This is a genomic window from Modestobacter sp. SYSU DS0657 (genome assembly GCF_054050925.1).
In genome coordinates this window covers 1-18,419 of the sequence record NZ_JBJHAG010000039.1, presented here as the reverse complement: position 1 = coordinate 18,419, position 18,419 = coordinate 1, and the positions used below count along the sequence as shown (strand labels likewise).

Here is an 18,419-nt window from a genome sequence, read left to right as displayed (position 1 = left end):
ACCTGCGGCAGCCTCGTCGCCGTGACCGACGACGACCGCCGCTGGGCCGAGGCGCTGTCGGTGCTCGATCGGGCGCCGAGCGCGGACACCCGGGACCGGCTGCGCCGCGCACGGTTGCTCCGCTGGTCGTGGGCGCTCGCCGTCGCGGTGCTGGCGCTGGCCGGGGGGCTCCTGCTGGCGGTGCTGGCCGGCGATGAGCTGGTGCCCGACCCCGGACCGTCCGGCGGCTGGCCGGCGGCGGGCCTCGTGGTCCAGTGCGCTGGCCTGGCGGTGATGCTCGGCTACGGGGTGGTCGCGTGGCGGACCGGGCTGTTCCGGGCCGCGTGGTCGCAGTTCCATCCGACCGCCGTGCTGAGCCGGGACCAGCGACGTGGGCTGCGTGCGCAGGTGCGCGGGCGGGCGGAGGTCGATCCGGCCCGGTTGCCGCTGGCCCGGGAGGTGGCGCGGCAGTTCGTGCTGCAGCGGCACCAGCTCCTGCTGATCGTCGGCGTCGTGGTGCAGCAACTGGGGCGCGCGATCGGCGCACCGACGCGGTCCACCGTGATCTTCTCGGCGGTCGCGACCGTGGTGCTCCTGGTCGTGGCCGCGCTGGTGCACCGGGAGGCTCGGCGCGCGGAGCGCTTCCTCGCCGACCACCCGGATCCCGCGTCCCGAACCTGACCGCGTCAATCCGGCCATCGTCCGGGACGCGACCGCCAGTCCCGGTGCGACGTCCGGAAACCGCCGGAGACCGTCGGTGCGGACCCCTAGCTTCTGTTCCGTGTCCGCTCCTCGACGTCCCCTGGTGCTGCTGGCCGTCACCGTCACCGTGCTCGCCTGGGCCTCGGCGTTCATCGGGATCCGCGCGGTCGGGGAGGACCTCTCGCCCGGCGCGCTGGCGCTGGGCCGGCTGCTGGTCGGCGCCGCCGTCCTCGGCCTGCTGCTGGTGCGCCGTGGCTGGGTCGCCCCGACGCGCGGGGAGTGGCGGCTGCTGCTGGTCTGCGGCGTCGGCTGGTTCGGCATCTACAACGTGGCGCTCAACGCCGCCGAGCAGCACCTGGATGCGGGGACGACGGCGATGCTGGTCAACATCGGCCCGCTGCTGATCGCGCTGCTGGCCGGGTTGCTGCTCGGCGAGGGGTTCCCGCGCTGGCTGATGGTCGGGCTCGCCGTCGCCTTCGCCGGGGTGCTGCTCATCGGCCTGGCCACCCGGGGGTCCGGTGCGGACCTGGCCGGCGTGCTGCTGTGCCTGGTCGCCGCGGTCACCTACGCCGGTGGTGTGGTGGCGCAGAAACCGCTGCTGCGCCGGCTGCCCGGGCTGCAGGTCACCTGGACCGCCTGCGCCATCGGCGCGGTGTGCTGCCTGCCGTGGGCGGGGGTGCTCGTCACCGACCTGCGCACCGCCCCGGCGTCCTCGATCGCGGGGATGGTCTACCTCGGTGCGGTGCCGACGGCGATCGCGTTCAGCACCTGGGCCTACGCGCTCTCCCGGATGGACGCCGGCCGGCTGGGCGTGACCACCTACCTGGTGCCGCCGCTGGTGGTGCTGATGGGCTGGCTGCTGCTCGACGAGGTGCCGCCCGCGCTCGCGGTGGTCGGCGGTGTGGTGTGCCTGGCCGGGGTGGGCATCTCCCGCCGACGCGGCCGGGTGCGCCGGCCGGTGCCGGTTCCGCAGGAGACGGCCACCACCGGCTGACCGGTGCTCAGGCGGTGGGCACCGCGACGCCGGGCAGCGCGGCCACCACGGCGTCCATCGCACCGGGCACGAGCGAGTAGTACGCCCACACCCCGCGCTTGTCCCGGGCCAGGAAGCCGGCGTCGACCAGCACCTTGAGGTGGTGGGAGACCGTCGGCTGGGACAGGCCCAGCGGCTCGGTGAGGTCGCAGACGCACACCTCGCGGCCCGCCCCGGCGGCGACCAGGGAGAGCACGCGCAGCCGGGCGGGATCGGCCAGCGCCTTCAGCGTGCGGGCCAGCTCGCCGGCGCGTGCGGCACCGAGGCCGGCGCCCAGGGGGACCGGTGCGCACCCGGGGGCCGACGAGGGCAGCACCTCGAGGGTCAGCGACGCGGGCGTTCCGCTGTTGTTCACCAGGCCAGTGTCGTGCCCGCATTGACGTCTGTCGATCCCTTGGGGCAGAGTTCTGCCACGGATAGACCGTCATCGATCCGTCGCGTCGCGGCGGGGAGGAGTGCCCGCCCGATGAGCGACACCGTCGCGGAGAACCCGCGTCCCAGCACCGATCTCGAGACCCCGGTGCTGGCCCGCCTGTCCACGCTGGACCGGTTCCTCCCGGTGTGGATCATCGTGGCGATGGTCGCCGGGCTGCTGCTCGGCCGGCTGGTGCCCGGGCTGGACGACGCCCTCGACGCCGTCCGGATCGGCGAGGTGAGCCTGCCGATCGCCATCGGCCTGCTGCTGATGATGTACCCGGTGCTGGCCAAGGTCCGGTACACCGAGCTCGACCGGGTGACCGGGGACCGCACGCTGCTGGGCGCCTCCTTGGCGCTGAACTGGCTGGTCGGCCCGGCGCTGATGTTCGCGCTGGCCTGGCTGCTGCTGCCCGACCTGCCCGAGTACCGCACCGGCCTGGTGATCGTCGGCCTGGCCCGCTGCATCGCGATGGTGCTCATCTGGAACGACCTGTCCTGCGGCGACCGCGAGGCCGGCGCCGTGCTGGTGGCGATCAACTCGGTCTTCCAGATCCTCGCCTTCGCCGTCCTGGGCTGGTTCTACCTGCAGGTGCTCCCCGGCTGGCTGGGGCTGGCGACCACGTCGGCGGAGTTCAGCTTCTGGGCGATCGTGGTGTCGGTGCTGGTCTTCCTCGGCATCCCGCTGGTCGCCGGCTTCCTCACCCGCACGATCGGTGAGCGGGCCAAGGGGCGCGAGTGGTACGAGGGCCGGTTCCTGCCGAAGATCGGCCCGGTCGCCCTGTACGGCCTGCTCTTCACCATCGTCATGCTCTTCGCCCTGCAGGGCGACGCGATCACCTCGAACCCCTGGGACGTCGCCCGCATCGCGCTGCCGCTGCTGGCCTACTTCGTCCTGATGTTCGGGGGCTCGTTCCTGCTCGGCATGCGGCTGCGGCTGGGGTACGCGAAGACCGCGACGCTGGCCTTCACCGCCGCCGGCAACAACTTCGAGCTGGCGATCGCCGTCGCGATCGGCACCTTCGGGGTCACCTCCGGCCAGGCGCTGGCCGGCGTCGTCGGCCCGCTGATCGAGGTGCCGGTGCTGGTCGGCCTGGTCTACGTCTCGCTCTGGGCCGCCCGGCGCTGGTTCCCCGGCGACTCGACCGTCCCCGTCACCGCACCCGAGGGAGTCCGCTGATGACCAGCACCGAGCGCACCACGTCCGGCCTGCTGGACCCGAACACGGTGCTGCGGCGCCACGTCGAGGACCTGTCAGCCCGCTTCGCCGGGATGGTGAGCCCGGAGACCGTCGAGCGGATGGTCTTCGAGTCCTACGCCACCCTCGGCCGCACCGCCCGGGTGAAGACCCACTTGCCGGTGCTGACCTGCCGATTCGCCACCGAGCGGCTCACCGCGCTCGCGCAGGCCAAGGGGGTGCTGGCCAAGGAGGCCCCCGAGGTGCTGTTCGTCTGCGTGCACAACGCCGGTCGCTCGCAGCTGGCTGCGGCCATGGTCGAACAGCTGTCGGAGGGGCGGGTGCACGTCCGGTCGGCCGGGTCCCTACCGGCCGACGAGGTCGATCCGGTCGTCCTCGAGGTGCTGACCGCCCGCGGCATGCCGGTGACCGACGCCTTCCCGAAGCCGCTGACCGACGACGTCGTCCAGGCGGCCGACGTGGTGGTGACCATGGGCTGCGGGGACGCGTGCCCGGTCTACCCCGGCAAGCGGTACCTGGACTGGGACGTCGCCGACCCGGCCGGGCGGGACCGGGCTGCGGTCGACGCCATCGCCGCCGACATCGAGACCCGCGTGCGCGGGCTGCTCGCCGAGCTCGGGGCATGAGCCGCCGCCTGGTCGTGATCGGCGGGAGCGACGCCGGCATCTCCGCCGGCCTGCGGGCCCGCGAGCTGGACCCGACCGCGCAGGTCACCGTGGTGGTCGCCGACGCCTACCCCAACTACTCGATCTGCGGGATCCCGTACCACGTCTCCGGCGACGTGCAGCCCTGGCAGACGCTGGCGCACCGCACCGCCGCCGACCTCGAGGCCGCCGGGCTGACCGTCCGAATCGACACCCGGGCCACCGGCATCGACGTGGCCGGGCAGCAGGTCGCGGTGACCGGCCCCGACGGTACGGCCGAGCTGCTGCCCTACGACGAGCTCGTCGTGGGCACCGGCGCCGTCCCGGCGGTCCCGGCGATCGCGGGCGTCGGCCCGGGCGGGCTCGGGCCGGCCGACGGCCTGCACCTGCTGCACACCATCGGCGACATGCACGCCCTGATGGCGAGCCTGACCGGTCGCCCGGTGCGCAGCGCGCTCGTCGTGGGCGCCGGCTACATCGGCGTGGAGCTGGCCGAGGCCCTCGTCGCCCGGGGTATCGCCACCACCGTGGCCCAGCGCCCGGCGGAGGTGCTCACCACGGTCGACGCCGAGCTCGGCGCCCTGGTGCGGGCGGAGATGACCGCCCACGGTGTCGAGGTGCTCACCGGCACCACCGTCGAGGCGCTGACCCGCACCGCCGACGCCCGGATCGCCGTCACCGCCACCGGCCGGCCGGAGCGCGCCTTCGACCTGGTGGTCGTCGTCGCGGGCGTCCGGCCCGACGTGCGGCTGCTGGTCGACGCCGGGGCGAGCACCGGCGTCGGGGGCGCGGTGGTCGTGGACGAGACCATGGCCACCGGCCTGCCGCACGTGTGGGCCGCCGGTGACTGCGTGGTCACCCACCACCGCCTGCTGGGCGTCACCTGGCTGCCGCTGGGCACCACCGCGCACAAGCAGGGCCGGGTCGCGGGCGCCAACGCCGTGGGCGGCCACGCCCGCTTCGCCGGCATCGTCGGCACCCAGGTGGTCAAGGTCTTCGACCTGGTCGCCGCCCGGACCGGCCTGCTGGAGCACGAGGCGCTCGCCGCCGGCTTCCGGCCGGTGACCACCCAGACCAGCCCGGACGACCACAAGGCGTACTACCCCGGCGCCCGGCCGATCACGATCCGGGTCGCCGCGGACGCCGACACCGGCCGGCTGCTCGGGGCGCAGCTGGTCGGCCGGATCGGCAGCGAGGTCGCCAAGCGGGCCGACGTCTACGCCACCGCGCTGTTCTCCGCGATGACCGTGGACGGTCTGGCCGACCTGGACCTGGCCTACACCCCGCCACTGGGTTCACCCTGGGACGCCGTGCAGATGGCCGCCCAGGCGTGGAGCCGGGAACACCGCCCGACCCGCATCGATCCACTGCCCTCGGCGCTGGCCGAATGAGCCCCTTGAACGAGGAGATCCCCGTGAGTGACCGTCCCAGCGTCCTGTTCGTCTGCGTGCACAACGCCGGTCGCTCCCAGATGGCCGCCGGCTGGCTGCGCCACCTCGCCGGCGACGCCGTCGAGGTGCGCTCCGCCGGCTCGGTGCCCGGCGACCAGGTGAACCCGTCCGCGGTCGCGGCGATGGCCGAGGTGGGCATCGACATCTCCGACCAGCGACCCAAGGTGCTCACCACCGACGCCGTCGAGGCCTCCGACGTCGTGATCACCATGGGCTGCGGCGACGCCTGCCCGATCTTCCCCGGGAAGCGCTACCTGGACTGGGCGCTGGAGGACCCCGCGGGCAAGGGCGTGGAGTCCGTGCGCCCGATCCGGGACGAGATCGAGACGCGCATCCGTGGCCTGCTCACCGAGCTCCAGGTGCCGGTCGCGCGGTGACCGGCACGCCGTCGGTCCTGTTCGTCTGCGTGCACAACGCCGGCAAGTCCCAGCTCGCTGCCGGCCTGATGACCGACCTGGCCGGGGACGCCGTCGAGGTGCGCTCCGCCGGAACGGCTCCGGGAGAGGCGGTGAACGAGCAGGCCGCCCGGTCGCTGGCCGAGCTGGGCATCGACATCTCCGACCAGGTGCCGAAGCCGATCACCGAGCAGCTGGTGCGGGACGCCGACGTGGTGGTCGTCCTCGGCCGGGAGGCCCGGGTGGAGCCGGTGGGGGGCACCCGGGTCGAGACCTGGGACACCGACGAGCCGTCCGAGCGCGGCATCGAGGGGATGGCCCGGATGCGCCTGGTCCGCGACGACATCGCCGCGCGGGTGCGCGTCCTGGCCGGCGAGCTCGGGGTGCCCCCCGGGCGGTGAGTGCGCCGGGCCGCAGTCACCCCGCCCGTGGGGCGTACATGATGACGGCGACGCCGACCAGGCAGACGAGCGCACCGAGGACGTCGTAGCGGTCGGGCCGGAAGCCGTCGACGACCATGCCCCAGGCCAGGCTGCCCGCGACGAACACCCCGCCGTAGGCGGCCAGGATCCGGCCGAAGTTCGCGTCGGGCTGCAGGGTCGCGACGAACCCGTAGGCGCCCAGCGCGAGCACCCCGGCCCCGATCCACAGCCAGCCGCGGTGCTCGCGCACCCCCTGCCAGACCAGCCACGCCCCACCGATCTCGGCGACCGCGGCCAGCAGGAACAGCAGCAGGGAGCGGGTGACCGTCACGGCGGACAGCCTGCCAGGAGCCGCCCCACCTGCCGGCCGGTCAGGTGTCCGAGGCGGAGGCCCCGATGGTCACCGGCTGCGGAGCCGGACCGCAGCAGCTCGCCGGCTCTACCTCCTCCGCCGACCACCCGTGCGCGCTGCCGGTGGCGAAGCCGGCGCCGGCGGTCTCGGTCTCCTCCCGGGCGCCCAGGTCGGTGCTGCACACCCCGGTGGCGGGCAGGTGCAGCTGCACGGCGTCGGCGGCCTCGGTGTCGCCGGCCAGCGCGGCGGCGACCGAGCGCACCTGCTCGTAGCCGGTGGCCAGCAGGAACGTCGGCGCCCGGCCGTAGGACTTCATGCCCACCAGGTAGAAGCCCTCGTCGGGGTGCGCGAGGTCGCGGTGCCCGTGCGGGGGCACCGTGCCGCAGGAGTGGAAGTTCGGGTCGATCAGCGGCGCCAGCCGGGCCGGTGCCTCCACGGCCGGGTCCAGCGACAGGCGGACCTCGCGCAGCAGATCCAGGTCGGGGCGGAAGCCGGTGGCGGCGGCCAGCGCGTCGACCTGGAGGTCGACCGTCGCGCCGTCCCGGCCGGTGCCGGTCACCCGGAGCCGGCCGTCGCCGCCGGGGGCCAGGCCGGTCAGCGTGACCTCGCGGTGCAGCTCGACGCACCCGGCCTGGACGGCGGCCTTCAGCGTCGACCCCAGCAGGCCGCGGGCCGGCAGACCGTCGGCGTCGCCGCCGCCGTACAGCCGGGCGGGGGAGCGGCCGCGGATGGCCCAGCTGATCCGGGTGCCGGGCTCGCTGCGCTGCAGCTCCACCAGGGCCAGCAGGGTGTTGGCCGCGGAGTGGCCCATGCCGACCACCAGGGTGTGCTTGCCGGCGAACCGGGGCCGGTCGGTGCCCAGCACGTCGGGCAGCGGGCCGACCAGCCAGTCGCCGGCCTGCTCCTCGCCGACCGCCGGCAGGCCGGCGGCGCCCAGCGGGTTGGGCTGACCCCAGGTGCCCGAGGCGTCGATGACGGCCCGCGCGGTCAGGTCCTGGACCTGCCCGTCCGCGACGACCCGCACGAGGTACGCCCGGCCCTCCCGGCCGACGGTGCGCGTCTTGTCCACCCCGACCCGGCTCACCGCGACCGCCCGGGCGCCGGTGCGGATCCGGCCGGCCAGCTGCGGGGTGGCGGCCAGCGGGGCCAGGTAGCGCTCGACCAGCTCGGCGCCGGTCGGCAGCTCGGCGCGGTCGGGGGACTCCCAGCCGGTCGGCTCGAGCAGCCGGACGGCGGCGGCGTCGACGTCGTACTCCCACGGGGAGAACAGCCGGACGTGCCCCCAGGCGCGCACCGCGGCCCCCACCCGGTCCCCGGCCTCGAGCACCAGCGGCTCCAGGCCCCGCTCGAGCAGGTGTGCGGCGGCGGCCAGGCCCACGGGCCCGGCGCCGATGACCACGACCGGCAGGTCGTCCGTGGTGTGTGCGCTCATCTGTGCGTCACGTCCTCGCTCGTCGATGTCCCAACGTCGAGGCACGTTAACAGCGAGTACTGTTGATAACAACGCCGATGTGGCACACTCGCGGGCATGCCGCAGGACCTGGACGTGCGCCTCCTCGACGTCGACGAGCAGACCTCGCCCGCCGACCGCGCCCGGCTGCTCGCGCCGCAGCTGAAGGCGCTCGGCGACCCGAACCGGCTGCACCTGCTGCTGCTGCTCGCCGAGGGCCCGCGCACCGTCCGGGAGCTGACCGACGCCACCGGGATGAGCCAGACGCTGGTCAGCCACCACCTGGCGCCGCTGCGCGAGCAGGGGCTGGTCACGATCACGCCGAAGGGCCGCAGCAACGTCTACGCGCTCTGCTGCGAGGCCCTCGCCGGCCCGGTGAAGGCCCTGGCCACGCTGGCTGCGCTGACGCCCGAGGGTGCCGACGCCTGCTGCCGGTGACCGGGACCAGGTGCTCGGGACTGTCCGGGTGGGGTCGGTGGGGCGGAGAGTGACGGGTGTGGTCGGCGGGGTGCGCCGTCCGCGACGATCCCGGCAGAGGGCTTCCGCATCCGGCGGGCGGGCCTGACCATCATCACGGTCGGCACGGTTGCCGGCGCACCCAGTCACGCCCCGGCCACGCGCCGAGGACGTCCGTTACCCCCGACACGACGCCGAAGCGGCCGGCCGGGAGCCCCATCGCCCCCGGTGCGCAGACCCCGGGCCTCCGCGTGCTGGCCGGCCTGCTGGGCGCCGTCGCGGCCGCGGTCGCTCTCGCCGCCCTCGCCTCGCTGCTCACCGCCGAGGTGGGCTGGGCGACCACGGTCCGGGCCGTGCTCGCCGTCGTCGTCCTGACCGCGGTGCACGGCGGCATCGCCGCGATCGCCCTGCCGCGGAGCGGTCCGCTGGTCCGGCTGCTCGTCGGCGCGGTCACCGGCCTGGCCGTCGCCGGCATAGCCGTGTGGCTGTCCGGCGTGGTCGGCTGGTTCGTCTTCCGGTGGCCGGCCGCGGCCCTCCCCGCCGTCGTCTGGCTGTTGCCGGCCGCGCGCACGGGCTGGCGGCCGCGGACGGAGGTGAACTGGCGGGAGCGCGCCGGCCGGTACGGCCCCGTCCTGTGGGGGCTCGCCGTCGCCTGGCTGGTCACCGTCCCCGCCCTGGCCGACCGGATCGGTCCGACCGCGGGTGCAGGGCCCTTCCGCCAGTACTACGTGGACGTCAGCTGGCACATCGCGCTCACCGCCGAGGGGCTCGACCGGGCGCCCGAGGTGTACCCGTGGATCCCGGACGTCGCGATCGGGTACTCCTGGCTCTTCTTCGGCACCCTTGCCTTCCTGGGCAACCTGACCGGCGCGACCGCGGCCCAGCTCGTGCTCGCCATCGGGCCGACGCTGCTGGCCGTCGTCGTGCCGGTGGCGCTGGCCGCCGCGACCTGGGTGGTCAGCAGGAGCCGGCTGGCCGCGGCCCTCGCGCCGGTGCTGTTCGCCGTCCTGCGCGGCCCCGTGTTCGCCGCCGTCGAGCAGGTGCAGCAGACCCCGGGCTGGGTCCTGATCAACCGGGACTCCACGAACGCCCTCGTCCTCGCCGTGATCGTCCTGCTGGTGACCCAGGCGCGGGGCACCGACGGTCGGCGGACCGCGCAGCTCGGGTCGGTGCTGCTCCTGTGCGTCCTGACCTTCGCCGCGGCCGGTGGCCGCGGTGGAGCGGTCGTGCCGATCGCGGGCGCCGCCGGCCTGGTCTGGCTGTGCGGGCTGCGCGACCCGGAACGCCGGCGGCTGCTCACCGCGTCGGCCGTGGGCATCGGGGTCGCGATCGTCGCGGCCACCGTCGGGGTCACCCGCTCCTCCGGGAGCTTCCGCGTCGACCCGCTGACGTTCCTCCCGGAGTGGTACGCGGGCGCGCACGGCGCCATGCCGCTGCAGCTGGCGACCATCGCCGTGACGCTGGCGATGACCGCCTCCCTCCTGCTGCTCGGCCGGTGGACCCCGGCGGCCGCCGTCGCGCGGCCGGTGCTGATCGGTGGGGCGCTGGCGGGGCTGGCGGGCCTCGTCCTCTTCGGCCACCCGGCCTTCTCCCAGCTCTACTTCTTCCACGCCTGACTTCTTCCACGCCTGCTGGCCCTTCCTGGTGGTCGGCCTGGCCGTCCTGCTGGCCGGGGTGGTGCGAGCCCTCGGGGCGGTCGTGCTGCTCCCGGTCGCCGCCGCCGTCGTCGCCACCCAGCTGGTGCTCCAGCCGCCGGACGTGGTGCCGGTGTCGTCCTGGCCGGTGCGCGCCGCGGTGGGCGTCGCGCTCGTCCTGCTGGCGCTGGGAGCGGTGTGCGTCGCGCTCGCGCGCCGGCACGGTCGCCTGGGGGTGCTCGCCGGCGTGCTCCCGGTGCTGGTGGTGGCCCTGCAGCCCTGGGCCCTCCCCGAGGTCGTGCACCCGTCGGTCGTGGTGCTGCCGGCCGCGACCGACGGGACGGTGAGCGACGGCCAGCTGGAGGTCCTGGCCGAGCTGCGGGCGCAGTCCGACCACGACGACCTGGTGGCGACCAACAAGCACTGCCTCGGCGGGGACGTCGCGGCGGGCTGTGACCCGCGGTGGTTCACCGTCGCCGCCTTCGCCGAGCGTCGGGTCCTGGTCGAGGGCTGGTCCTACGACTACACCTGGACCTCGGCGGGGAACGACAACCGCGAGCCCTACTGGGACCCCGAGCTGCTCCGCGCCAACGACGGCTTCATCGCCGCCCCGAACCCGCAGGACTGCGAGGTGCTGCGGGGGGAGGGCGTCGAGTGGCTGTACGTCGACCACCGGGAGGCGTGGAGCCCTGCCCTGGCCGAGTACGCCGACCTCGTGGCGGGCGCCGACGACGCCTCGCTCTACCGGCTCCGCGACTGCGGCTGAGCCCGGGGCGGCCCGCCGCTGACGTAGGTCAGCGGCGGGGCGCCCAGGGGTCCTCGGGGTCGAAGTCGTCGGGCTCGTCGTCGGCCGGCCCGGCGGCGGTCGCACCGGTCGTCGTCGCGGGCGGCTGGGTCGCAGGCTGCGGGGTCGAGGCCTGCTGATTCGTGGAGGACCGGGTCGTGGACGGCTGGGCGCCCCGCTGGGCCGCCGCCTCCAGGGCGGCGTCCCGCTCGGCCGCCCGCTGGGCGCGCGCCAGCCGTGCGTCCTCCCGCAGCTGCCGGCGCGACGGCGAGCCGTCGGGGTTGGTGAGCTGCCACCAGCCGTCCTTCTGCCGCCACAGCGCGATCCCGGCGACGGTGAGCCCGATCGGGATCACGTAGGCCGCGACCCGCTCCATCCCGCCCTCGCCGAGGAAGAGGAAGACCGCGGCGCCGAAGAAGATCGTGCCGATGACGCCGACCAGGCCCAGGACCGCCAGGGTCGTGCCCAGTGCCTCGGACCGGGGGCGCACGCCGTAGGCCAGGGCGATGAGGCCGATCCCGCCGCCCAGGAAGTGGGCTGCCGCCGCGACCTCGTGCACCGCTGCCACCGAGTCGGCGGGGAAGAGCCCGACGAGCAGCACGCCCAGGCCGGCGACGGTGAGCAGCACCCGGGCCAGCCGGCCGCCGAGCCCGGCGAGGCCGGGGCCGAGGAGCAGGGCGCCGGCGGTGATCAGCAGGCCCTGCAGCACGAAGGAGCCGTTCATCAGCAGCCGGGCGGGGGAGTCGCCGGCGCCCAGGTCGCTGATCACGTCCCGGGAGTAGGAGTAGCCGCCGTACCGGGCGGCGGCGATCGCCTCGACGACGAAGAACTGCAGGGTGAGCACCCAGGCCACCCCGCCCCAGCGGTACCGACTGTCCGTCACGGGAAGCCATGGTCCCAGCCCGGCCTGTGCGTGGTGCACCACGGTCCGGTCATGTCATCCTTACATCCGTTGAGACGTTCGGACGACGAGGGGAACCCGATGGACGACGCCTGCGACCTGCTGTGCCTGGACCTGCCGCACGCCGAGGAGGTGCGCGCCCGCCTGCTTCCCGCCGACGGGTCGACGTCGGCCGCGGAACGGGCGAAGGCGCTGGCCGACCCGACGCGCCTGCGGGTGGCCGCGGCGCTGGCGGCCGGCGGCGAGCTGTGCGTCTGCGACCTGGCCTGGGTCACCGAGCTGGCGCAGAACCTGGTGTCCCACCACCTGCGCCGGCTGCGGGCCGCCGGCCTCGCCGACGCCCGGCGGGACGGCAAGCTGGCGATGTACCGGCTCACCCCGGCCGGCACGGCGTTGCTGACCGCGCTGGTCGGGGTGCCCCAGGAGGCCGGCGCTCCCGAGGAGGTCGGCCGGTGAGCGCCGTCGCTGCGGACCGGGCGGTGCTGGTCCGCCGGGTGCGGCTGCTGGTCGCCGCCACGATCAGCTGGAACGTGGTCGAGGCGGTGGTGGCGATCAGCGCCGGCGTCGGGGCCTCCAGTGCCGCGCTGATCGGCTTCGGCCTGGACTCGGTCGTCGAGGTCTCCTCGGCGGCGGCGGTGGCCTGGCAGTTCGCCGGCCGGGACCCCGAGGCGCGGGAAAGGGTGGCGCTGCGGATCATCGCGGTCGCGTTCTTCGCGCTGGCCGCCGTGGTCACCGCTGAGGCGCTGCGGCTGCTCCTGGGCGGGGCCGAGCCGCGCCACTCGACGGTCGGGCTGGTGCTGGCCGCGCTCAGCCTGGCGGTGATGCCACTGCTCGCCCTCGCGCAGCGGCGCACCGGGCGGGCGCTGGGCTCGGCGTCGGCGGTGGCCGACTCCCGCCAGACCCTGCTGTGCACCTACCTGTCCGCGGTGCTCCTGGCCGGGCTGCTGCTCAACAGCACGCTGGGTTGGTGGTGGGCCGATCCGCTGGCGGCACTGGTGATCGCGGCCGTCGCGGTGCACGAGGGGCGGGAGGCCTGGCGGGGGGACGCCTGCTGCGGCCCCGCGCTCGTTCCGCCGGCCGACGCCGGCGACGGCTGCTCCTGCTGCGACTGACCCCTCAGGCCGGCCGGTCGCCAGGCTCGACCCGGGTCAGCAGGGCGGCGTACTGGCCGGCCGACAGCCAGGACGGGTTGCTGCCGGCCGGCATCCGCACGACCTCGGCGGTGGCGAAGGTGCCATCGGCGACCAGCTCGGCCCGGCCCACCGGCTCGGTCAGCCGCCGCCAGTGCACCCGGACGACGGGCCCGCGCTCCGGGTCCTCCTCCGGAGCGGCGGCGATCGCGCCCAGCGCGTGCACGCCCGGCCGCTCCCGGCCGCTGACCCACAGCACGCACGGCTGTCCGGGACGCAGCAGGGCCAGCCGGTAGGACCGGCGCACGCACCGGTCGACGGTCACCGCCCCACCCGGTGCCCAGCCGGGGGCGACGGCGTCGGCCGGGTGGCTGCTCTTGAGCAGCCAGGCGCCGATGTCGGAGGGGACGAGGCGAGGTGCGGCGGAGGGCACCCGGCGAGCCAACCAGGCGTGGCGGTGCGGCGCCGTCCGAGTCCGGTCGGTGGTGGGCCATCCGATCTCGAACTGCCGGACCGGCGGGTTCCGCTTAGCGTTCGGGGCGTGCCGCTCCCCGTGGTCCCCTGGTCCGCCGTCGAACACCGCGCGAGCGGCCTGACCGCTGGGTCGGTGCGCCGCGAGGGTGGCCGCGACGACCTGCCGCTGCGCGGACTGGTGACCGACTCCCGGGCCGTCACCCAGGGCGCGCTCTTCGCCTGCGTCCGCGGCGGCCGCACCGACGGTCACCGGTTCGCGGGCGCGGTGCGGGACGCCGGCGCCGCGGCCCTGCTCGTCGACCACCCGGTCCCGGTCGACCTGCCCCAGCTGGTGGTGCCCGCGGTGCGCCCGCTGCTCGGCCCGCTGGGTGCCCTGCTGGCCGGCGACCCGGCCGACGAGCTCCGGCTGGTCGGGGTCACCGGCAGCAACGGCAAGACGACGACGAGCACCCTGGTGCGCGGGGTGCTGGGCGCAGCCGGGGAGTGCGCCGGCGTCGTCACCACCCTGGGTGCGCGGGTCGGCACCGAGCAGCGCAGCACCCGGCTGACCACGCCGGAGGCGCCGGAGCTGCACGCGCTGCTGCGCTGGATGCGCGACGAGGGCGCCACGAGCGCCGTGGTCGAGGCGTCCTCGATCGCGCTGGACGTCGGCCGGGTCGACAGCGTGCACGTGCAGGTCGCCGTCTTCACCGGCTTCGAGGAGGACCACCTCGACCACCACGGCACCCTCGAGCAGTACTGGGCCAGCAAGGCGCTGCTGTTCCGCCCGGAGCGCGCCGACAGCGCCGTCGTGGTCGTCGACGACCCGTGGGGACGGCGGCTGGCCGATCAGACCGAGGTGCCGGTGACCCGCGTGGCGACCACCGCGGAGGTGCCCGCCGACGTCCGGGTGCTGCGGTGGCGGACCGGGCCCGCGGGCACTGCGCTGCTGGTCGCCGACGACGGCGGCCTGCACCGGGTGCGCTCGCCGCTGGTCGGCCAGGTGCACGTCGGGAACATCGCCGCGGCCTGGGCGACCGGCCGTTCCCTGGGGCTGGACCCCGGGACGGTCGCCGCCGGGATCGCCGGCACCGCGCCGCCCGCCGGGCGCAACACGCTGCTGCGCGGAGCAGCGGGGCCGCTGGTCGTCGTGGACTACGCGCACACGCCCGGGGCGCTGGCCGCCGCGCTGCGGACCGCCCGCGGGCTGCGCGGCCCCGGCGGCCGGGTGCACCTGGTGCTCGGCGCCCGGGGCCGCCGGGACCGGTACAAGCGGCAGGGGCTCGGCGTCGCGGCGCGGGCAGCCGACGAGGTGTGGCTGACGAACGAGGGCAGCCACGGCGAGCGGCCGCAGGCGATCGTCGACGAGCTCCGGGTCGGCCTCCTCGGCGGGGCCGCGGTGGTGCGGACCGTGCTGGACCGCGGGGAGGCGATCACCGCCGCCGTGCAGGCGGCCGGGCGGGCCGACGTGGTGCTGGTCGTCGGCCGGGGGCACGAGACGACGATGACCGACGACGGTGACCCGGTGCGCTTCGACGACGCCGAGGTGGCCCGCGCGGCCCTCGACGACCTGGTGGACGACCTCGTGGACGAGCTGGTGGCCGAGCGGGCCGGCTGACCCGGCACGCGGTGCCCCCGCCCGCACCGGCAGGCTCGGCACCGTGACGGCAGCGGGGGAGCAGTGGGCGGGCCACCGGGTCGGTGAGCCGGGCTTCCGCCGCGCCGCCGCCGCGGTCTTCCTGGCCGGCCTCGCGGTCTTCGCCACCCTGTACGCGCCGCAGACCCTGCTGCCGGAGCTCACCCGTGCCCTCGGGGTCTCCCCGGCCGCCTCGACCCTGGCGATCTCGGTCAGCACCGGGGCGCTGGCGGTGGGGCTGCTGGTGCTCGGGCCCGTCTCCGACCGGCGTGGGCGGACCCCGGTGCTGCACGCCTGCCTGACCGCCACGGCCGTGCTCTCGGTGCTCACCGTGTTCGCACCGGCCTGGTGGGTGCTGCTGGTGCTGCGCGGCCTGCAGGGGTTCGCCCTCGCGGGGCTGCCCGCCGTCGCCGTCGCCTACCTGCGGGAGGAGCTGCACACCTCGGTCAGCGGCCGGGCGATCGGGCTCTACGTCAGCGGCACCGCGATCGGCGGGCTCTCCGGCCGGCTGCTCACCGGCCTGCTCACCGAGCTCGGCGGCTGGCGGGCGGCGCTGGCGGGCGTCGCCGTGCTGGCGGTGGGGTGCGCGGTCGCCGTCCGGCTGCTGCTGCCCCCGTCCCGGCGCTTCGTCCCGCTGGCCCGGGAGGGCCGGCTGGCCCGGCAGCTCACCGCGGCGTTCACCGACCCGGCGCTGCTGGCGCTCTACGGGGTGGCGGCGCTGCTGATGGGCGGCTTCGTCGCCGTTTACAACGCCGGCACCTTCCGGCTGGAGTCGGCGCCGTACTCGCTGTCCCCGGCGATCGCCGGCCTGGTGTTCCTCGCCTACCTGCTCGGCTCGGCCAGCTCGCCGGTGGCCGGCTGGCTCGCCGACCGGCACGGACGGCGGGTGGTGGTGCCGGGGGCCGTGGCGGTCATGGGGGCGGGCATCGCGCTCACCGTCCCGACGCCGCTGTGGTGCGTCGTGCTCGGGCTCTGCGTGCTGACCACCGGCTTCTTCGCCGCGCACGGCGTGGCCAGCGGCTGGGTCGCGGCGCGCGCCCAGCGCGGCGGCCGACCGGTCGGGCAGGCGGCCTCGCTGTACTCGTTCTGGTACTACGTCGGCTCATCGGTGGGCGGCACCCTCGCCGGGCGGGCTTGGCAGGACGGCGGATGGCCGCCGGTGGCGCTGCTGGCCGGCGGCTGCACCCTCGTGGCGCTGGCGCTGAGCCTGGCGCTGGGCCGCACCCGCTCACTGGGTGGGGGGTGACCCCGGAGCCGGTGGCCCCGGGGTCAACCCCTGGTGTCAGGGCCTCACTCGGTGGCGTTGTGCTCGTACGCGCCGGCGGGGTCGGCGTCGTCGGAGCCGACCGCCTGGCGCTCCAGCTCGGTGCGGTGCTCCATCGCCTCGTCGGACAGGTGCGGGTCCTTGGCGTGCTCGCTGCGGTCCCGCGGGGCCGGCTCGGTGGTCTCCATGACGTCGTCGAGCGTCGGCTCGTCGCTGGGGCTGGTCATCCTCGTCCTCCGCTCTCCTGCGTCCGGCTGGTCCGGACCGCTCGGGGAGTGGGGTATCCCGCGGGACCCGGGCCGCAAACCGGGCCGGTGGGGCCGGCCCGTCCTGGCGGGCATCAGCCGCGCTTCAGCTGCTCGGCGGGGAGCCAGGCCTCCACCAGCACCGGACCGTGCTCGCCGGCGACGGTGTAGGCGACCCGGCCGTGCCAGCCGTCCTCCCGCTGCCGCCACTCGACCAGCAGGCCCGGCCAGGTGCCCGGTGCATCGGGCGGGTCGTGCACCCAGCAGTGCCGCCCGTGCCCCTGCCCGGCCGGCCGGCCGGCATCGGCTGCCGCCGGCGGCGGGGTGGTGGCCGGGGGTGGTGGAGGTGGCGGCGCAGCGACGCCCGAGCGGGCGGCGCGGTCGGCCAGGGAACCGACGCCCTGTCGCCCCCGGTGCATGCCCCCAGCCACCCGACGATGCTCTCACGCCGTCGAACACACGTTCGACCGGAGCGTCGGCGTGCGTGTCAGGTGCCGCGCGACGGTGACCCGGGCGACGCCTGAACCGGGTTGCCGGCACCGGCCCGCGGACGGGGGTGGCCGGCGTCGGCACCGGCCGACACCCGTCGCCACTCCCGCGGGCTCATGCCGAAGCGGGCACGGAACCGGCGGCTGAAGTGCGACGGGTCGCCGAACCCCCAGGACCGGGCCACGGCGGCGATCGCCCGGTCGCCGGGGCGCGCCAGCTCGGCCCGGGCACCCTCCAGGCGCTGGCCGAGGACCTCCTGCTCCAGGCTGAACCCGGCCGCGGAGCACAACCGGTAGAGCTGGCGCACGCTGATCGCGTGCGCGGCGGCGATCCGGGCGGCGTCGAGGTCGGGGTCGGTCAGGTGCTGGGTGACCCAGATGCGGATCCGCGTGAGGAGGGTGTCCCCGAGGACCTCCCGGGTGGTCGCGCCAGACTCCGCGGCCGAGACGATCAGCGCCCGGGCGAGCTCGACGGTCGCCGCGGCCAGGGTCGGCCAGCCCGGGTCGGCGGACAGCCGGTCGGCGTTCCGGGTCACCCGGTCGACGTGCGTCCGGACCAGGTCGTACAGCGGGCTGTCCGCGGCGTGCGGAGCTGCCCGGCGGACGACGTCCAGCGGCAGCCCGAGCCGGGCGACCGGGATCTGCAGCGCCCGGCCCGCGCCCTCGGCGCCACCCCAGGAAGACTCGTACGGCGAGGTGACGTCGGTGATCGTCAGGGTGCCGGGCGGGACCGCCCGGCACCGGTCACCCTGCTCGTGCCGGCCGGTGCCGCGCTCCTGCACGTGCAGCGACAGCACCGGAGGGGTGTGGGCCGGTCCCCGGCGGCGGCTGACCGCCAGTGGGCCGACCACGGCGGCCGGCCGGCGGTCGGCGCCGGTCAACTGCCGGCTGTCCAGGAGCGTGACCATCGCGCCTCCCCGTGCGGGTGGTCGGCGACGCTGCCGCGGGCACCGACATCCTGCGCCGTGGCCGGGTCGCCGGGAAGTGGTCCGGCCGCGCCGCCCCGGTCACTCGCGCAGGTCATGCTCTGCCCACCGGGGGTGGGCAGGGCACGACGCCCCGGGAGCACGTCCGCGCAGGGGTCCCGGGCGGCCCGAGATGGGAGCGGCAGGCAGGGGCCAGCACCGGGCAGCGACAGCACAGTCCGGCGACGTCGTCGTCCCTAGCGTGCTGCCCGCACCCACCGGCACCACCGACGGAGGAGACGACATGCCCGTCCTGAGCCACGACGGCATCGAGACCTACTACAAGGACTGGGGGACCGGTCAGCCGATCGTGTTCAGCCACGGCTGGCCGCTGTCGGCCGACGACTGGGACGCCCAGCTGATGTTCTTCCTGCAGCACGGCTACCGGGTGATCGCCCACGACCGCCGGGGCCACGGCCGCTC

Annotated in this window: 22 protein-coding genes; 14 read left to right on the top strand and 8 right to left on the bottom strand. The window is 75.8% G+C overall.

Annotated features, from left to right (window positions below; all coding sequences use genetic code 11):
• Positions 1 to 21: 21 nt before the first annotated feature.
• Both ACI79A_RS18430 and ACI79A_RS18425 read left to right on the top strand, forming a co-directional pair.
• The gene (locus ACI79A_RS18430) at positions 22 to 660 is read left to right on the top strand and encodes a hypothetical protein (RefSeq protein ID WP_457085213.1); all 639 of its coding nucleotides are present in this window, start codon (positions 22 to 24) and stop codon (positions 658 to 660) included.
• 100 nt (positions 661 to 760) lie between these two features.
• Positions 761 to 1,675 (top strand): DMT family transporter, encoded by a 915-nt coding sequence (locus ACI79A_RS18425; protein ID WP_457085212.1) that lies wholly within the window; start codon positions 761 to 763, stop codon positions 1,673 to 1,675.
• A gap of 7 nt (positions 1,676 to 1,682) precedes the next feature.
• Here ACI79A_RS18425 and ACI79A_RS18420 read toward each other — a convergent pair whose 3' ends face one another.
• Complete coding sequence (locus ACI79A_RS18420) at positions 1,683 to 2,069, bottom strand: ArsR/SmtB family transcription factor (RefSeq protein ID WP_457085211.1); 387 nt, start codon at positions 2,067 to 2,069, stop codon at positions 1,683 to 1,685.
• Positions 2,070 to 2,180: 111 nt separating this feature from the next.
• Between ACI79A_RS18420 and arsB the strand changes: the two genes are divergently transcribed.
• The 5 genes from arsB to ACI79A_RS18395 are packed head-to-tail and all read left to right on the top strand — an operon-like array spanning position 2,181 to position 6,217.
• Positions 2,181 to 3,308: an ACR3 family arsenite efflux transporter gene (gene arsB, locus ACI79A_RS18415; protein ID WP_457085210.1), complete on the top strand. Its 1,128-nt coding sequence runs from the start codon at positions 2,181 to 2,183 to the stop codon at positions 3,306 to 3,308.
• Positions 3,308 to 3,952, top strand: a complete 645-nt coding sequence (locus ACI79A_RS18410) for an arsenate-mycothiol transferase ArsC (RefSeq protein WP_457085209.1) — start codon at positions 3,308 to 3,310, stop codon at positions 3,950 to 3,952. Before arsB ends, ACI79A_RS18410 begins: the two co-directional genes overlap by 1 nt.
• Positions 3,949 to 5,361 carry an FAD-dependent oxidoreductase gene (locus ACI79A_RS18405; protein ID WP_457085208.1) on the top strand — a complete coding sequence of 471 codons (1,413 nt, stop codon included), beginning with the start codon at positions 3,949 to 3,951 and terminating at the stop codon, positions 5,359 to 5,361. The genes ACI79A_RS18410 and ACI79A_RS18405 overlap by 4 nt, the downstream gene beginning before the upstream one ends.
• Positions 5,362 to 5,384: 23 nt before the next feature.
• The gene (locus ACI79A_RS18400; protein ID WP_457085207.1) at positions 5,385 to 5,798 is read left to right on the top strand and encodes an arsenate reductase ArsC; all 414 of its coding nucleotides are present in this window, start codon (positions 5,385 to 5,387) and stop codon (positions 5,796 to 5,798) included.
• On the top strand, positions 5,795 to 6,217 hold the full coding sequence (locus ACI79A_RS18395; protein ID WP_457085206.1) for an arsenate-mycothiol transferase ArsC: 423 nt from the start codon (positions 5,795 to 5,797) through the stop codon (positions 6,215 to 6,217). The genes ACI79A_RS18400 and ACI79A_RS18395 overlap by 4 nt, the downstream gene beginning before the upstream one ends.
• Positions 6,218 to 6,233: 16 nt before the next feature.
• Here the strand turns inward: ACI79A_RS18395 and ACI79A_RS18390 are convergent, their stop codons facing one another.
• Both ACI79A_RS18390 and ACI79A_RS18385 read right to left on the bottom strand, forming a co-directional pair.
• The gene (locus ACI79A_RS18390) at positions 6,234 to 6,569 is read right to left on the bottom strand and encodes a YnfA family protein (RefSeq protein WP_457085205.1); all 336 of its coding nucleotides are present in this window, start codon (positions 6,567 to 6,569) and stop codon (positions 6,234 to 6,236) included.
• Between the two features lie 40 nt (positions 6,570 to 6,609).
• Positions 6,610 to 8,022: an FAD-dependent oxidoreductase gene (locus ACI79A_RS18385; RefSeq protein WP_457085204.1), complete on the bottom strand. Its 1,413-nt coding sequence runs from the start codon at positions 8,020 to 8,022 to the stop codon at positions 6,610 to 6,612.
• Positions 8,023 to 8,118: 96 nt separating this feature from the next.
• On the opposite strand from ACI79A_RS18385, the gene ACI79A_RS18380 reads away from it, so the two are divergent.
• The 3 genes from ACI79A_RS18380 (at position 8,119) to ACI79A_RS18370 (ending at position 10,896) form a co-directional block, all read left to right on the top strand.
• Positions 8,119 to 8,478, top strand: coding sequence for an ArsR/SmtB family transcription factor (locus tag ACI79A_RS18380; RefSeq protein WP_457085203.1), 360 nt, complete (start codon positions 8,119 to 8,121; stop codon positions 8,476 to 8,478).
• A gap of 269 nt (positions 8,479 to 8,747) precedes the next feature.
• Positions 8,748 to 10,112: a hypothetical protein gene (locus ACI79A_RS18375; protein WP_457085202.1), complete on the top strand. Its 1,365-nt coding sequence runs from the start codon at positions 8,748 to 8,750 to the stop codon at positions 10,110 to 10,112.
• A 28-nt stretch (positions 10,113 to 10,140) separates the two neighbouring features.
• Positions 10,141 to 10,896: a hypothetical protein gene (locus tag ACI79A_RS18370; RefSeq protein WP_457085201.1), complete on the top strand. Its 756-nt coding sequence runs from the start codon at positions 10,141 to 10,143 to the stop codon at positions 10,894 to 10,896.
• Positions 10,897 to 10,924: 28 nt separating this feature from the next.
• Here ACI79A_RS18370 and ACI79A_RS18365 read toward each other — a convergent pair whose 3' ends face one another.
• Positions 10,925 to 11,797 (bottom strand): DUF998 domain-containing protein, encoded by an 873-nt coding sequence (locus tag ACI79A_RS18365; RefSeq protein WP_457085200.1) that lies wholly within the window; start codon positions 11,795 to 11,797, stop codon positions 10,925 to 10,927.
• A gap of 69 nt (positions 11,798 to 11,866) precedes the next feature.
• On the opposite strand from ACI79A_RS18365, the gene ACI79A_RS18360 reads away from it, so the two are divergent.
• Both ACI79A_RS18360 and ACI79A_RS18355 read left to right on the top strand, forming a co-directional pair.
• Positions 11,867 to 12,271: an ArsR/SmtB family transcription factor gene (locus ACI79A_RS18360; protein WP_457085199.1), complete on the top strand. Its 405-nt coding sequence runs from the start codon at positions 11,867 to 11,869 to the stop codon at positions 12,269 to 12,271.
• Positions 12,268 to 12,927, top strand: coding sequence for a cation transporter (locus tag ACI79A_RS18355; protein WP_457085198.1), 660 nt, complete (start codon positions 12,268 to 12,270; stop codon positions 12,925 to 12,927). The genes ACI79A_RS18360 and ACI79A_RS18355 overlap by 4 nt, the downstream gene beginning before the upstream one ends.
• A gap of 4 nt (positions 12,928 to 12,931) precedes the next feature.
• On the opposite strand, the gene ACI79A_RS18350 is transcribed toward ACI79A_RS18355, so the two are convergent.
• Positions 12,932 to 13,378 carry a hypothetical protein gene (locus ACI79A_RS18350; RefSeq protein ID WP_457085197.1) on the bottom strand — a complete coding sequence of 149 codons (447 nt, stop codon included), beginning with the start codon at positions 13,376 to 13,378 and terminating at the stop codon, positions 12,932 to 12,934.
• A gap of 108 nt (positions 13,379 to 13,486) precedes the next feature.
• Here ACI79A_RS18350 and ACI79A_RS18345 point away from each other — a divergent pair, with 108 nt between their 5' ends.
• Positions 13,487 to 15,016, top strand: a complete 1,530-nt coding sequence (locus tag ACI79A_RS18345) for a Mur ligase family protein (RefSeq protein ID WP_457085196.1) — start codon at positions 13,487 to 13,489, stop codon at positions 15,014 to 15,016.
• A gap of 43 nt (positions 15,017 to 15,059) precedes the next feature.
• Positions 15,060 to 16,280, top strand: coding sequence for an MFS transporter (locus tag ACI79A_RS18340; RefSeq protein ID WP_457085195.1), 1,221 nt, complete (start codon positions 15,060 to 15,062; stop codon positions 16,278 to 16,280).
• 44 nt (positions 16,281 to 16,324) lie between these two features.
• On the opposite strand, the gene ACI79A_RS18335 is transcribed toward ACI79A_RS18340, so the two are convergent.
• The 3 genes from ACI79A_RS18335 to ACI79A_RS18325 form a co-directional block, all read right to left on the bottom strand.
• Positions 16,325 to 16,525, bottom strand: coding sequence for a hypothetical protein (locus tag ACI79A_RS18335; protein WP_457085194.1), 201 nt, complete (start codon positions 16,523 to 16,525; stop codon positions 16,325 to 16,327).
• Positions 16,526 to 16,638: 113 nt separating this feature from the next.
• Positions 16,639 to 16,962 (bottom strand): hypothetical protein, encoded by a 324-nt coding sequence (locus tag ACI79A_RS18330; RefSeq protein ID WP_457085193.1) that lies wholly within the window; start codon positions 16,960 to 16,962, stop codon positions 16,639 to 16,641.
• Between the two features lie 68 nt (positions 16,963 to 17,030).
• Positions 17,031 to 17,939, bottom strand: coding sequence for a helix-turn-helix domain-containing protein (locus ACI79A_RS18325; protein ID WP_457085192.1), 909 nt, complete (start codon positions 17,937 to 17,939; stop codon positions 17,031 to 17,033).
• Positions 17,940 to 18,419: the final 480 nt, after the last annotated feature.